This is a genomic window from Fusobacteria bacterium ZRK30 (genome assembly GCA_024628785.1).
Taxonomy (GTDB): Bacteria; Fusobacteriota; Fusobacteriia; order Fusobacteriales; family Fusobacteriaceae; genus Psychrilyobacter.
Map to the genome: position 1 here is coordinate 1,469,601 of CP102405.1, position 14,328 is coordinate 1,483,928.

The following is a 14,328-nucleotide window of genomic DNA, read 5'->3' on the forward strand; positions in this document are numbered from 1 at the left end:
GAGCAGATGGAAATATCATTTAAGAAAATGGTTTCTGGAATGGGATCTATGAAGATAAGAGCAGAGACGTTTTTACATAAAAGTAAAGAAGTTTTTCAGTATCATAACCATGGGGCAGGAACACAAAATGCTATGGATTATGATGATGAGATAAATAGTGCTGATGTGGATATAGGAGAATCAAAAGAAACTCTTATGGCTAGATCTAGAGATGAATATATGGGTAATGCCATAGCAAATGGAGCTATCAAGAGAATTAGATCCAACGTTGTAGGTGTAGGGATAAAGCTAAAAGCATCTATAGACAACAATATTCTAAACCTGGAGCAAGAGAAAAAAGAAGAGATAGAAAAAAATATAGAGAATTTATGGAGAATGTGGGCGGAATCAACTGAATGTGATTGGGGAAGGCAATCTAAACTAAGTCATATTCAATCATTAGCTATCTTAACAGCATTAATAGATGGTGAATGTTTCGCAGCTTTATCATTTAAACTTAATCCAGGAGAGCTATTTGGATTAAAAGTAAGGTTATTAGATCCGGCTAGTTGTATTAATCCTTCAGATGTTGGAGATAAAGACATAAAAAACGGTGTAGAAAAGGATAAAAACGGGATAATAACAGCTTATCACTTTAAAAAGAATAAAACTGGTTCTGAAACTACTAAGATCCAGGTCCATGGGAATAAAACTGGAAGGAAAAATTTGTTGGTCCTTATGGAAAAAGAGAGGATAGGTCAGAGAAGAGGAGTTCCATTAATAGCACCAGTCCTTGAGATTCTCCATCAAATGAGAAAGTTTACCCATGCAGAACTTATGGCAGCTACTGTTAATTCATATTTTGCAGCCTTTGTAGAAAATGAAACTGAAGAAACCAAACAGCAAAGTCCTTTTAGAATCATAAATGGTAAACATGCAACTTTAAAAAGCGGGATTATAAGTCAAATGGCTCCCGGGCAAAAGATTAAATTTCCTGATTCTAACAGGCCTAATTCAGGATTTACCAAGTTTATGGAAACTATGAGTACTCATATAGGCGCTTCTTTAGAGTTAGCACCAGAGCAGCTATTACTAAAGTTTTCTAATAACTATTCAGCTTCAAAGGGAGCTCTATTAGAATCATGGAAGATGTTAAAAGCTAAAAGACAATGGTTTACAGATGATTTTATGCAGCCTATCTATGAGGAGTTTTTAGACTATTGTGTAGCCATGGACTATATAGATCTTCCTGGATATGAAGATCCCTTTAAAAGAAAGGCATATCAGAAAACCCAGTGGTTTGGACAGGCTCAGGGGTCATTAGATCCTTTAAAAGAAGTTAAAGCTGCAGAACTTAGAATTAAAAACAATCTAAGTACAAGCGGACGAGAAAGTATGGAGATCAACGGCAGTGATATTGATGATAACATCGAGCAGAGAGGTCGAGAGGTAAAGAAGATGAAAAAATATGGATTAGTAAATAATGGAAAATCTAAAAAAGATAAAACAAAAGGAGGTGAAACAAATGAGCTTACTTAATGTACTAATGTTAGGAAATAAGAAAGCAGAGATGAGAATCTATGGTGTCATAGGGGAAGGTTGGATGGCTGATGTAACCTCAGAAGATGTTAATCGGGAGTTAGATCAACTAGAAGATATAAATGAGATAGATGTTAGGATCAACTCTCCTGGAGGCGGAGTATTTGCCGGAGCAGCTATATACAATAGTTTGAAAAGACATAAAGCTAAAAAAAATATATATGTAGATGGAATTTGTGCATCTATTGCTACTGTAGTAGCTATGGCAGGAGATACGATCAACATGGGAAGAACTGCCATGATGATGATCCATAATCCTTATTCACCATCAATTAGCGGAGGTGCCAAGGAACTTAGAAAGAAAGCAGATGATCTTGATAAATTAAAAGAACTTTCCATTGGCGCATATCTAACCAAAGTAAACCTCACACGGGAAGAGTTGATAGAAAAAATGGATTATGAAACTTGGATGACTGCTGATGAAGCTAAGGGCTTTGGATTTATTAGTCATATAGAAGATGATATTGAACCTCAAATGTATTTTGATAAAAATATCCTAATGTGTGGAAAGAATATATCTGTAGATGTTTCTAAATTTAAAAATCTAAATAGTTTTTTAGAAAAGAAACATATACCTAAGACTAAACCAGTAAACCAAAATAATTTAAATAAAAAAGGAGATGTGAAGATGGATTTAAACCAATTAATGCAACAATACCCAGATCTATATAAGCAAATAGTTCAGGTAGGAGTTAACCAGGAAAGAGAAAGGATTCAAAATTTAGAAACAATAGAACAAAGAGCAGGAAGATCATTAGAATGTATCCAGAAAGCCAAATTTGAAACTCCTTTAGAAGCGACTAACCAGGAATTAATGACTGATATCCTTCAGGAGATGGCAGCTCAGCCTAAAAATACTGAAACTCAATCTAAAGCTGAAAATAAGATGCAGATCTTACTAAATAAAATTGATGATGCAAAAGATGGGGGAGCCCAAGATCAAGTATTAGATGGAATGACTAAGCAAGAGATTGCTGATAAACAAGAAGCAGATGAAATTGATGAAATAGTAGCGTTAGCCAATGGAGAAGAATTAGGAGAGTGATTTTAAATGGTTAAAGAAGTAATAACACCTGAGAACCTGAAAGCCGGAGGAGTAGTTCCCTATCTGGTTGAGTCTATGGGATTTACCCCGGGAACTTATACCAGAGGAATGCTCTTAGAACTGGATCCTGCCACTTTGAAACTATCAAAGTGTACAGATGAGACTAAGTTCTTTGGAGTATTAAGTGAGGATGTAGTAGTAACAACAGCTGAAACAGCAATGGTTTATGTTAGCGGAATGTTCTATAAAAATGGAGTTATCAAAGAAGAGGCTACAGATATAGAAAAGATAAGAATACATGGTATTCCTAAAAATATCTATATGAGATAAAAATTTAAATAACAAAAGGAGTGATTAGTAATGGCAGGACCATATAGCGCAAGAAAGATAACAGCAACAATAGAGAGAATAAAAAGACCAGTTAATTTCCTGTGGAATATCATGATTGGTAAAGAAATAGAGGAGGTAGTCCAGGAGATAGAGATCCACTCAAAGGATAATGGAAGGGTAAGAGCAGCATTTGTAGGTCCTATGTCTAACGGAATTCTTATTGAAAGAGAAGGGTTTGCAGTTGAAAGATATAAGCCTCCCTTTATTACGTTAAAGATACCTGCAAGTGCTGAATCAGCATATCAACAGCAATTTGGCGAGGGTATCTATGTTACCGGAAAAAAAGATCTGAATAAGATCATAAAGAAACAGGTAGCAGATGATTTAAAAACTTTAAAGAGTATTACTCATAGAACTAAGATATGGGCGCTGTCTAAACTATTGATAAGCGGTATCTATCCCATGGGAGATGGTAAAGAAGGTATTAAATATGGAGATTTTGCTTTAAAAGTATTAACAGGATCAGATAAGTTCGATGCGGAAGATTCAGATATCTCTGGATGGTTAAGTCAGCAAAAATTAGAAGTTCAAAAAAATACAGGGAATGTTGTGGATACTGTGATAGTTACACCAGATGTAGCTAGATGTATTATTAATAACAAAGTTCTTATGGAAAAGATAAAGGTTCTGAATAGTACTCTGATTGATCTTAACCCAAAGGAGAAGGAACCGGGGGTTTCATATATTGGGTATATCCCAGAGATAGATACTAAGATCTATTCATATATGGACTGGGCAAAGGAGCATGGGAAAACAACTGAAGAACCAATCTTACCGGCTGGAACACTTTTATACTTTAAAGCTAAGAGCTTTAGAGTAAATTATGGAAGTTTTCCATTCAGAGAGAAGCTAACAGATAAATCTAAGATCTTTGTTGGTAAAGAAGCAGTAAAAACGGTTCCTTCATCTGAAGGAAATACAGACCTGTTAGAATTAAAATCTTCACCATTAATCATACCGGAAGATGCTCAAGGCTGGGTTGCAGCTAAAGTAATATAGGGAGGTAACAATGAAAAAATGTAAAGTTAAATTAACAGCAATTGAATATAAAGGGAAAAAGTATAAGCCAGGTGCGGTTATAGAGTTAGATGATAAAGATGCAGCAGATCTAATTAAAAATGATTTTGTAAGAGAGATAAAATCTCTTCCTCTAGAAAAGAAAACTCCTGAAGAACTAGCGGAAGAAAAAAGAAGAAAAGAATTAGTTGACTTAACTATTCCGGAATTAAAAGAAAAGGCAGCGGACATGGAACTTCAATTAGAGGTAACTAAAAAAGCTGAGATCATAGAAGCCATCATGGAAGCTGAAGATGAACTTTAAAGAGATGATGGATGAGGATCTAGACCTTCTATTTGACCCGGATGAAATAGGAGAAAAGGTTACCTTTGAAGGAAATGAGATTATAGCTGTAAAATCATCTGAAGAATTCAATAAAAAGTATGAAGGAAAGAATAATGATAGATACAGTGAAGCAGGTATCTATCATGGAGGGATTACTCTTTCAATGAAAAAGGAAGATTTCCCAAATGATGTTTATATAAACAGTACGGTAAATTTGAACGATGAATCATATGAAGTCATAGACATTGAAGACAAAGGAAATACCTTTAGGATATCTCTTATTACTAATTATAAATAATCAATTTCGTAACTCCCGAAATTAGTTTTATTTTTTAATTTCGAAAGTTACGAAATACAAGAGGTGAAACCTATGATTGAATTCGAGAGCGAAGCATTAGAGAAAATTATAGAAGAATTAGAAGGTATCACAGATGGTGTTGAAGAAGTGGTTTCTAAGGCATCAAATCAAACTGCTAAAAGAGCGAAAAGGTACATAGTAGATAGGATTATAGAAGATTTCTATATCAATAAAGATAAAGTTAATCCAGGGATCTCCATGAAGAAGGCTACTTTGCAGAAGACAACAGCTGAGTTAACAAATAATAGAAAGAAAGATCATTACGGCTTACAAAACTTTAGGGTAGATGTCCCGGATGATGGACCAATTAAAATTGGATTGAGAAGAAGCGGGGGATTGGTAGATCTAAAAAGAGCATTTCTTCGGTCTCCTAGGAATCAGCCAGGAAATATAATGGTATTCAGGCGTTTATTTACAGAATCTAAATTCAGAAAAGCTATTGAAAGGCAGTATGGATACAGTGTTGGCGGAATGATAGAACACAACCCGGAACTTATAGAAAAATTTATCAATGAAGACTTAGAGAATGAATTTGAAATTAAATTAAATGATTTCTTTGAAGAATAAAAAATTAGGAGGACAAAAATGATAGTTGATGGAAAAAAGTTTAGCGCAGTAGTAGTGATAGTAATTATGGCCATATTAATGACGTTTAAATCATGTCACAGAATATCTGCAGGTTATGTAGGTGTTGTTTACAGCCCTAATGGAGGAGTCCAAGAAAAGGTATTAACACAAGGATACAACTTTATCAATCCATTTAAAAATGTAACTGAATATACCATAGGAACAGAACAGGCATATTTATCTGCAGATGAAAGGGATGGATCTGAAGATAATGATTCGTTTATGGTCCCTACCTCAGATGGAAAGATGGTTAATGTAGATTTAGAGTATTCATATAGATATGATGAAAATAAGGTGGCTAAGATCTTTACAAGGTTTAAAGGTAAAAGCGGAGACATTATTCAAAACACATATACCAGAGTAAAGATAAAAGCATATGTATCTGAAGTAACTTCTAAATTTAGTGTCCTTGATATTTATGGTTCTAAGCGGGCAGAGTTAAATTTAGGGACCTACCAGCATATCAAAGATAAGTTTGCTAAAGATGGGATAATCATTGAATCTGTAAATTTCTCAAGAATAGGGTTAGATCCTGCTACAGCAACTGTTATACAGCAAAGAGTAAATACCCAACAAGAGTTAGAAAGACAAAAGATAGAGAAACAAAAAGCTCAAATTGAAGCTGAAAGAAATGCTATCCAGGAACAAGGAAAAGCTAAAGTTAAATTAATTCAAGCAACAGCTGAAGCAGAGAAAATATTAACTGTAGCTAAAGCCCAGGCTAAAGCTAACGATCTTAAGAAAAAATCTTTATCCAGTGAATTAATTAAATATGAACAAACCTTAAGGTGGGATGGGCAGCTGCCTAAAGTAACTTCTGGAGGTAATCCACTAATAGATATTAGAAACTAAGGAGGCGTTTATGTCTATAAGAAATTTAGAACAAGAAATTAAAAAGAGACTTGAAAATGCGATAAAAGGTATTCAGTTAATAGATGATGAAGGGAATCCTGTTATTCCTATAGTTGTTACCGGTATATTACCAATGGACACAGTGAGAGGGAAACCATATATACTAATCCAAACAACTAATGTCCAGGATGAACAAATGAGCGGTAATGTCGATGTTAGTATCCTATACGCAACTATTGGAGCTAGTAGAAAAGGCAGAAATGATCCAGAGATAGAAAAAGAAGCACTATCAACGGGACACTGGGATACCCTCTCAGTAATAGATAAGATCAGGGAAGATTTCTTTAAAGATACAAACTTTGAATTTGGAATTCTCAAAAGATCTATGAAACATGAAGTCTTTGGTGCAGTGAAAACACCATACTATCTTGGTGAGACTAAATGTTCATTTGAAATAGCAGTAACGCAGCCACAAGATGACTATTTGTAGGGAGGAATGATGGCAGTAAAAAAAGTAACCAAAAAGAAAAAAATAGAAGAACCAAAAGAGATAAAAAAAGAAAGTATATTTTATGTGGGACCAGGAGTTCAAAGAGGTATTTTAGATAAGGGGACTGTATTTATAGGAGATCTTCCTGAAGAAGTAGAAAAATTAAAAGTAAAATATCCATCTATAGTTCCTATGTTTGTTACAGAAGATGAATATGTAACAGCTTTTAATGAAATAAATCAACCAGGAACTGTAATAAATATCCTTTTTAATAAGGCAGTAGAGGAGGTAATGAACTAATGGGAACTATAAATCATGGAGTAAAAACAAGTGAAACTTCTACCTCTATGGCTAGTGTAATAGAAAGTGGTAATTGTGCAGTAATTATAGGAACTGCACCAGTAAATTTAGCAAAGTCACCTAAGATAAATACCCCGGTTCTCTGCTATTCAGAAAAAGAAGCAATAGAAGCCTTTGGGTATTCAGATGATTGGGCCAACTATACTCTTTGTGAAGCTATAGATGTGTTCTTCAGGCTATTCAAAGTAGGACCGGTAGTTTTTATAAATGTCTTAGACCCTGCTACTCACAAAGAAGCAGTGGCAGATACAGCTATTACATTTACTAAGAAAAAAGGAACCATCACAGATAAAGGGATCCTATTACCTAGTTTAGCTTTAAAGCAATCTGATGATACTGTGGTTCCTAAAGATAAATATACAGCGGTATTTAACGAGGATGGCTCTGTGAGCATCATAATTACAGATACTGCTTTAGCAGGGACACTTAACACAGGAAAGGTCAGCTATGACAAATTAAAACCAAGTTTAGTAACTGAAACAGATATTATCGGTGGGATTGATACAACTACTCTTGTTACTAAAGGGATATCTTTAATAAATCAAATATTCCCTAAATATAATAAAGTCCCTAATATCGGATTAGCCCCTGGATGGACAGATAAGAGTAAGGTAATGACATCCCTGGTATCAGCTATGAAAAGTATCAATGAGGTCTTTACCGGCATAGCATTAGCCGACATAGATTCAACTACTATAGATAAGTACAACAAGGTCACAGCATGGAAAAACGATAATAGTTATATTCATGAAAACTTGTATAACTTCTGGCCAATGGGATTAATAGATAAAACTCTTTATCATATTTCTACTTTAGCAGCCGCTTCTATGTATGCAGTAGATACTAAAAATGGAGATATTCCTTATGAATCACCATCAAATAAACCTCTTAATATCACAGGGATCTGTCTGAAGAATAAAACCGAAGTAGATCTTCTATTAACCCAGGCTGATTACTTAAATGATAATGGAATAGCAACTTCTATTAATTTTAATGCAGGTTGGAGACTATGGGGAAATAGAACTGGGTGTTACCCGGCTAATAGAGATATCAAAGATAATACAATCTCTTGTAAGAGAATGTTTATTTGGGATAACAATAATTTTACTCTGACTTATTGGTTAGATGTAGATAAGCCGGCAAATAATAAGCTCATGGATAAGATAGTAGACAGCTATAACGATTACTACAATGGATTGGTAACTACAGGAGCTATTTTAGGCGGAAGGATAGAGTTTAATAAGCAAGATAATCCTACTACTAAGTTAATGGATGGAAAGTATAACTTTAAAAGATATATGACACCAGTTGGAGTAGCAGAAAAGATAGAATCAGCTCTAGAGTATGATACAGAATACTTAAAGAAACTATTTGGAGGTGGTAAGTAATGAATGGATTTCCAATATCCCTACAGGGATTTAGTATGTATATGAATGCATTAAGAGAAGTGGGAGTTGTAGATTTAGAGCTCCCTAATATCCAATTTATGACCGATACAGTTACAGGTTCTGGAATAGCAGGAGAGTTAGAAGTTCCTATTGCCGGGTTAACTAAATCTATGGGGATGAAAATAAAGAAAAGAGCAGTTAACAGCCAATTTACAACACTTCTTGCCCCCATTACTCATCAGCTTGCTTTTAGAGGTAATCTTCAAATGGCTGATCCAGGAAGCCCAATAGGAAGGATGAGAAATAGAAAAATTAGAATTATGGCTAAGGTGACTCCTAAGAATAAAAACTTAGGGAAAGCAGAGACAGCTAAAGCTATGGATACAGAGAGTGAATTTGAAGTAATTAGTTTAAGAGTATTTATAGATGAGGTAGAAACACTTCATATAGATAAACTTAACAATAAATTTGTAGTAGATGGGATCAATTATCTTGATAATGACGATTTTCTATAAAAGACCGATAATTAAATAATATAAATTAAAAAAAACAAAAATAATTAAAACCATTAAGGAGGTCAAATGGAAAATGTAATAACTGAAAATAAAGAAGTAGAAGCAAAACAAGAAATAAAAGAAGTCAAAGGAAAAACAAACTTAGAGATAAAAAATGAGATTGTAATTATTACTCTGGGAACTTCTATTAATTTTAATGATGAAATAATAAAGAAGCTTGAATTAAATTTCAATGGTCTTACTGGAGTTGATATCTGTGAAGCTGAAAGTGATGCATTAGGAAGATTTTATACTCCATTACCAGATACAAATTATTCAACGGCATATCAAGGAGCTATTGCAGCGAAAGCTTCAGGATTACCATTTGAAGCAATTTTAGAATTAAAATCTAAAGACTTTAAAATAGTAACAGAATGTACCAAGGGTTTCTTGCTAGGGTAGATCTCAACTCCAAAGAAAAGATTAAGAACTTAAGAGAATCTATCCTAATGGCAGGTAAACTAACAAAGAGTGGAGCTGATTTTTTCTATAGGATGAGATTAGAAGAATTGGTTAATTGGTTGGAGGCGATCCCTAATGAGCAATAGAAATTTTGTAATAGAAATAGGAGGGAAGGTTGCCTCCTCATTAAAAACTAGTTTTACTAAAAGTTCACAAGAAGTAAAAAAGTTAAGCAACCATATGAAAAAGTTAAAAAAAATAAATTTTAACGAAAACTCAAAAGGGATTAGAAATCTCAGTGAAGAACAAAAAAAGCTTAACAAACACATGAAAAATTTTAGAGCTAATAATATCACAGAAGTACGATATGAAATAGGAAGGTATCAAAAAGAATTATCTAAAATTAATAACAAGAAATTATCTGAATCAGCTGAGGAAGTAGAAAAATTAAGTATAGAGATGAAAAAACTTAAAACTACCAGCCGTGAGATCTCAAAGTTAGAAACCAAAAGTAAAAAGCTGGAAACTCAATTCATTCAAGGGAGAAAAACTTACTCAGAGCAGCAAAGGTCTTTACTTGAGGCAGCAGAAAAAACTAAAAGATTGAAGACAGTAATAGAAAAAACATCTAACCCTACCAAGAAAATGATTAATGAGTTTAAAAAGGCTAAATTAGCTGAAGATAAACTAAGGGATAGTACAGAGAAAGAACGAAAATCATTGACTGATATGATGCGTGAAATGAAGTCAGTTAAACAGGAAACAAATAAATATGGCAGAAGCCAAGAAGAGCTTTCTAAGCAAATAAGCCAGGTCTCCAAAAGACAAAATACTTTGGCTAGAAGTAATGAGATGACCAAAAGATATAAGGAACAGATTCGATTATCAAAAGAGATGAAAAAAGCCTTATACCAGGAAAACCAAGAAAGATTTAAAAAGTTTAGAGCCTCCAATAAGGAAAAAGGAAGAAATTCTCTTTATAGAGGTGTCGGCCAGGCAGTAGCTCTTGGTGTAGGAGTTAAGTTTGCAATAGATGATGAATCTGCCTTTGCAGATGTAAAGAAAACTACCGGATTGCAAGGTGAAGCAGCTCTTAAATTTAAAAGAGATATTCTTAGTGCAACAAAGGAACTACCTTTATTTAATAATCAAATTTATGAGATAGCAGCTGCAGCAGGTCAAGCCGGTATAAAGATGGATGAACTGACAAAGTTTACTAAAGATACAGCCATGGTATCTGTAGCCTTTGATATGGAGACAGGTCAGGCAGGAGATATGCTGGCTACCTGGAGACAATCATTTAAGATGACCCAGGGTGAAGTAATAAATCTTGCTGATAAGATGAACTATCTGGGAGCTCAGATAAAAGCTTCTCCTGCACAGATTGCAGAGCTGACAACAAGAGTTGGAAGTTTAGGTAAGATAGCTAATTTTTCTGAAGCTGAAACAGCAGCTTTAGGGGGAACTTTAGTAGCATTAGGAGTTTCTGATACTGGAAGAGCAGCCACAGGATTACAAAAGGTATTTAGTACTCTAAGTGCAGGGGCTTCAGCTAGCGGGGAGAAACTTAAAGCTTTACAAAAGCTAGGTTTAGATCCAGTAGATCTAAGTGTAGAACTACAAGATGATGCTACCGGAACGATGTTTAAAGTATTTCAACAGATAAAACAATTAGATAAATCAGAACAGCTGGCAGTAACCAAGCAGCTATTCGGTGAAGAGGCTCTGTCTACAGTTCCCCTCTTAACAGACAATTTAAAATTTTTAGGAGAGAATCTAAAACTAGTTAAAGACAAAGCCGGGTATTCCGGCAGTTCCATGTCGGAACTAAAAAATAAGATGGATACAACTGCCAGTTCAATGAAAGTAGCTATAAGATCTAGTAGACAACTAGTTATGTCATTTACAAGTTTAATGTTACCGGCTATTAAATCTACTACAGCCGGGATAACTTCCCTAACTGATGGTATCAATTCTTTTACAGATGAACACCCCCAAATGTCTAAAGCAGTAGCCTATGGTATTACAGGATTAGTAGGATTAAGATTAGCTTCAGGTGGAGCCAGGTTAGGGTTAGAACAGGTATTTAAAATGAAAGATGACTATAAGGCTTTTATGTCTGCAGGTAAAAAAATTAAAGAATGGAAACAATGGGGTCCTATACTTAATAAACATAAGACTAAATTTAAATCCTTATTTACTGGAATTAAAACCCATGGTGGTACTGCTTTGAACTTCCTAACAACTAACAGTAAAAGATATTTTGAAGCATTAAAAGCAGGTGCTTCTATAGCAGGGAGCTCATTAAAAACTTTAGGAAGCGGGATGTTATCTTTAGGGAAGTCAGGAATGGCACTTTTATTCTCCCCATGGGGATTAGCCTTTGTAGCATTAGCAGGAGGAGTATATTTAATATACAAAAACTGGGATAAAGTAAAGGCTGGATTGAATAAAGTAAAAATTAAAACTGTAGAGTTATGGAATAAATTCAAAGAAAGTCCAATAAGTAAGATCTTTGAATATTCTCCTTTAGGAATGTGGATTAAAGGTATAAAAAAACTTTATGGTTATTGGAAAAAAATTAAAGGGGAAAAATCAAATGAGATGCCTCCTCTTAAGCAAGTTAAATCATCAAACTCTTCTTTATCTGGTAACTGGAAAGGTCCTGCCTATGCAAAAGGCGGAGTAGTAAGTAATCCTCATTTAGCATTAGTAGGGGACGGGAAAACTCCTGAATCAATTATTCCTCATGATGGCAGTAAGCAATCTAAAAATCTATGGTATAACGCAGGAAATAAGTTAGGTATGTTTGCAGGGAAAGGAATTCCTGCCTTAGCTTCTACCGTTAAAGAAAAAATACTAAAGACAAGTATAGAGAATAAATTTGAACTTAATATTGAGAACAAACCTACAATCATAGGGAACATGGAAAACATAGGCGAATTATTAAAAAGCTCAAATGAAGATCTAGCGAAATTAGTAAAAAAAATGGTGAAAGAAGCAATAGCAGAAGGAATTAAATTTGAAAGGAGGACAGCTTTTGACTAGAGAAGTGGATATATACAAAACTATCCAGGGAGATACTTGGGACAATATTAGTTTCAAAGTATATGGAGAAGATAAATTCTCTAAATCATTAATAAGATCTAATCCCAGATATATGAATATAGCTATCTTCAGTGGTGGGATAGAACTGATATGTCCAGATATTCCTAATACTAAAAACTTATCCCTTCCACCTTGGAGGCAGCCATGATATCCAGGAGAACATATTTAACTATAACCTATGAAGGAAAAGACATCACAGGAGATATCTCTTCATATATCAAAGGATTCTCATACACAGATAACCTGGATAAAGGGGATAGTGTGACTCTTAATCTCTCAGGTGATAGATGGATTAAGGAATGGGCTATCTTAAAGGGAGATAAACTAAAAGTTGAGATAGGAGTAATTAACTGGAGAAATGAAGGAGATAATAGGAGTTTAAAATGTGGGACATTTACCATAGATGACCTTTCTTTTTCTGGAACTCCAGATACCATGAGTATCTCAGCAACTTCTATAGATATAACTAAAGATCTTAAAGGAGTAAAAAAAGATAATACTTGGGAGAATGTATCCCTAAGAGAAATAGCACAGGAAATATCAAAGAATTATTCCATGGATCTATTCTATGACTGTCCTGAAGAGTTTACCTTTGATAAGGTAAATCAATTAAAAGAATCAGATGCTAGTTTACTAGCCAGGCTCTCAAAAGAACAGGGGATGGCCTTAAAGATAACTATGGATAAAATTATCCTTTTTGATGAAAAAACATATGAAGATAAAGAAACGGTTATTACTTTTAATAAATCAGATCTGGAGAGATATGATCTTCAATGTGATGACCTAGAGGTCTATGACGGATGTGAACTCACATTCTATGACCCAATTTTAGGAGAGCTCTTAAAGGGTAAATATGAAGCCCCTACAAGTTCTTTCTATAAAGTAAAAACAGGTAAGATTCTCTATAAGAATATAGATACAAAAGTTACAGGGACAACAAAGGAAGAGAAAGAAAAGTTTTTAAATGAACGAGCAAAAAAGATACTTAGGAACATGAATAAAAATGAAACAAAAATGAAAATATCTCATATGGGAGATCCGGAATACTTAGCAGGTCTTACAGCTAAAAATTTAGGATTTGGAAGGTATGATGGGGTGTATCTAATAACTTCAGTTACTCATGATATTACCAGAGAATATATCTGCAGTTTAGAAATGAGAAGGAGGTTGGACTTTTAATGGAGTTTAGGTTTTTAAGGACTGGAAAGGTATCATCTATAAGTTATAGGGATACTACAGCAAGGGTAGAGTTTGATGATACTCCTGGAGAAATATCTAAACCTTTACAAGTTTTAACAGATCACACTAACAAAGAAAGAAGTTACTCAATGCCCAGTCTTAAAGAAGATGTAGTTTGTATATTCTTACCAGGCTCAAATGAAGCAGCAGGCTTTATTTTAGGGAGTTATTCAACTGAAAAGAATTTACCTAAAGATTCCGGGAAGATGAAATATATTATCTTTCCAGATGGAACTAAGATTAAATATAACTTCGAAAGCCACCTATTAGAAGTTGATTGTGTAGGAGATATAGATATAAAGGGAGCTAATAACGTAAATATATCTTCTAAAAATATAGTGATGACTACAGACAAACTAACTATTAATTCAAAAGCTACTTCTATTGCAGGAACTTCATTAAATATAGATGCAATAACAACTGCCAAGAATGTCACAGCTGAAGAAGTAGGAGTAACAAAACTTACTACTCCTAAAGGAGATGTAGACCTCCATAAACATAAAGATGCAGAAAATAGACCAACTACAGTACCAGAATAGTATTTTTACATAGCAAAAGCCCTGATAAAGTCAATCAAGGCTTTTACTAGAAGGAG

17 protein-coding genes are annotated in these 14,328 nt (G+C 34.2%); all 17 read left to right on the forward strand.

Annotation, left to right across the window (positions count from 1 at the left end; all coding sequences use genetic code 11):
* The first annotated feature begins 6 nt into the window (after positions 1–6).
* The 17 genes from NRK67_12155 to NRK67_12235 all read left to right on the forward strand — a co-directional run bounded on the left by NRK67_12155 (position 7) and on the right by NRK67_12235 (position 14,272).
* Positions 7–1,518 (forward strand): phage portal protein, encoded by a 1,512-nt coding sequence (locus NRK67_12155; GenBank protein UUV18035.1) that lies wholly within the window; start codon positions 7–9, stop codon positions 1,516–1,518.
* On the forward strand, positions 1,505–2,623 hold the full coding sequence (locus NRK67_12160; GenBank protein ID UUV18036.1) for a Clp protease ClpP: 1,119 nt from the start codon (positions 1,505–1,507) through the stop codon (positions 2,621–2,623). Before NRK67_12155 ends, NRK67_12160 begins: the two co-directional genes overlap by 14 nt.
* Before the next feature lie 6 nt (positions 2,624–2,629).
* A complete protein-coding gene (locus tag NRK67_12165) occupies positions 2,630–2,953 on the forward strand; it encodes a hypothetical protein (protein UUV18037.1) in 324 nt (107 codons plus the stop codon).
* 30 nt (positions 2,954–2,983) lie between these two features.
* A complete protein-coding gene (locus NRK67_12170; protein UUV18038.1) occupies positions 2,984–4,012 on the forward strand; it encodes a major capsid protein in 1,029 nt (342 codons plus the stop codon).
* Positions 4,013–4,022: 10 nt separating this feature from the next.
* Positions 4,023–4,334 (forward strand): hypothetical protein, encoded by a 312-nt coding sequence (locus tag NRK67_12175; protein UUV18039.1) that lies wholly within the window; start codon positions 4,023–4,025, stop codon positions 4,332–4,334.
* A complete protein-coding gene (locus NRK67_12180) occupies positions 4,324–4,653 on the forward strand; it encodes a hypothetical protein (GenBank protein UUV18040.1) in 330 nt (109 codons plus the stop codon). The genes NRK67_12175 and NRK67_12180 overlap by 11 nt, the downstream gene beginning before the upstream one ends.
* 72 nt (positions 4,654–4,725) lie before the next feature.
* A complete protein-coding gene (locus tag NRK67_12185) occupies positions 4,726–5,280 on the forward strand; it encodes a hypothetical protein (GenBank protein UUV18041.1) in 555 nt (184 codons plus the stop codon).
* A gap of 18 nt (positions 5,281–5,298) precedes the next feature.
* Positions 5,299–6,192 carry an SPFH domain-containing protein gene (locus NRK67_12190; protein UUV18042.1) on the forward strand — a complete coding sequence of 298 codons (894 nt, stop codon included), beginning with the start codon at positions 5,299–5,301 and terminating at the stop codon, positions 6,190–6,192.
* Between the two features lie 10 nt (positions 6,193–6,202).
* A complete protein-coding gene (locus NRK67_12195) occupies positions 6,203–6,682 on the forward strand; it encodes a hypothetical protein (GenBank protein ID UUV18043.1) in 480 nt (159 codons plus the stop codon).
* 9 nt (positions 6,683–6,691) lie between these two features.
* Complete coding sequence (locus NRK67_12200; GenBank protein ID UUV18044.1) at positions 6,692–6,982, forward strand: hypothetical protein; 291 nt, start codon at positions 6,692–6,694, stop codon at positions 6,980–6,982.
* On the forward strand, positions 6,982–8,430 hold the full coding sequence (locus tag NRK67_12205; protein UUV18045.1) for a phage tail sheath family protein: 1,449 nt from the start codon (positions 6,982–6,984) through the stop codon (positions 8,428–8,430). Before NRK67_12200 ends, NRK67_12205 begins: the two co-directional genes overlap by 1 nt.
* A complete protein-coding gene (locus NRK67_12210) occupies positions 8,430–8,945 on the forward strand; it encodes a phage major tail tube protein (protein ID UUV18046.1) in 516 nt (171 codons plus the stop codon). Before NRK67_12205 ends, NRK67_12210 begins: the two co-directional genes overlap by 1 nt.
* A 66-nt stretch (positions 8,946–9,011) precedes the next feature.
* The gene (locus tag NRK67_12215) at positions 9,012–9,386 is read left to right on the forward strand and encodes a hypothetical protein (protein UUV18047.1); all 375 of its coding nucleotides are present in this window, start codon (positions 9,012–9,014) and stop codon (positions 9,384–9,386) included.
* A gap of 135 nt (positions 9,387–9,521) precedes the next feature.
* On the forward strand, positions 9,522–12,434 hold the full coding sequence (locus NRK67_12220) for a phage tail tape measure protein (protein ID UUV18048.1): 2,913 nt from the start codon (positions 9,522–9,524) through the stop codon (positions 12,432–12,434).
* The gene (locus tag NRK67_12225; protein ID UUV18049.1) at positions 12,427–12,642 is read left to right on the forward strand and encodes a tail protein X; all 216 of its coding nucleotides are present in this window, start codon (positions 12,427–12,429) and stop codon (positions 12,640–12,642) included. Before NRK67_12220 ends, NRK67_12225 begins: the two co-directional genes overlap by 8 nt.
* A complete protein-coding gene (locus tag NRK67_12230) occupies positions 12,639–13,673 on the forward strand; it encodes a hypothetical protein (protein ID UUV18050.1) in 1,035 nt (344 codons plus the stop codon). Before NRK67_12225 ends, NRK67_12230 begins: the two co-directional genes overlap by 4 nt.
* Positions 13,673–14,272, forward strand: a complete 600-nt coding sequence (locus NRK67_12235) for a phage baseplate assembly protein V (GenBank protein ID UUV18051.1) — start codon at positions 13,673–13,675, stop codon at positions 14,270–14,272. Before NRK67_12230 ends, NRK67_12235 begins: the two co-directional genes overlap by 1 nt.
* The last annotated feature ends 56 nt before the right edge of the window (positions 14,273–14,328 follow it).